We start from the raw sequence: 813 nt of genomic DNA on the forward strand, positions 1-813 counted from the left end.
ATCCAGCCGCGTATTGGGGCGAAAAGCGCCGTCGAGCGGCGGGATGGTGACCGCCTTGCCGCGAAACAGGCCAAGCACCGGATCGAGGATCATGGCTTTGCTCCCCAATAGGAAGCGGGACTGGTCCAGTTCGGGTCGGCGCCTGCGATCTTGTAGCGGCCGATGCGGTTGTTGAGGATGCCGCCGACGAACAGATATCCCTTGTGCTCGCGCATCGAGGTGACCATCGGGTGCGCGCCACCGGTGAGGTCGCCCATCGCCTCGACAATGCCGCCCTTCTCGTTGAACTTGACCACGCCGCCGGTGTTGATGTTGGGGAACAGCCATTCATCCTGCGGCAGGCGGCGCGTCATGCGCTTGCGCATGTCGGGATGGCGCAGCGACAGGTCGAAGCTCGGCGTGCGCATGCCGAGCCACGCCATCCAGTAATTGCCATCGGAGGCGCGGTTGATGTTGTCGGGATAGCCCGGCATGTCGCGGATGACGCATTCGGCGGTGCCGGCCTTCGGCCCTTCCAGCCAGTAGCGATGCACGCGGCAGGCCCAGCTTTCGGCGAAGAACAGCGACTTGCCGTCATGCGCCATGCACACACCGTTGGTGTAGCGGTAACCGTCGAGCAGCGTCTTTGTCGAACCATCCTTCGGATCGTAGACCAGCAGCCGGCCGGTGGCGCGGTTCTCGATCGAATCCAGCGCCCAGTCATGTGCGTCGTAACGCTTGGTCGAGTCGGTGAAATAGATGCGCCCGTCGGGTGCGATGTCGCAGTCATTGGGGTCACGCAAACGCGCATCGTCGACGATCGAGGTCCACGAA

General features: G+C 63.5%; 1 protein-coding gene. It reads right to left on the reverse strand.

The features are described 5' to 3' along the window. Positions 1–89: 89 nt before the first annotated feature. A partial coding sequence (locus tag EN964_RS36000) for an SMP-30/gluconolactonase/LRE family protein (protein WP_164776526.1) occupies positions 90–813 on the reverse strand: 724 nt, incomplete at its 5' end.

Origin of the sequence: Mesorhizobium sp. M7A.F.Ca.CA.001.10.2.1 (assembly GCF_003998575.1) — a bacterium.
GTDB lineage: Bacteria > Pseudomonadota > Alphaproteobacteria > Rhizobiales > Rhizobiaceae > Mesorhizobium.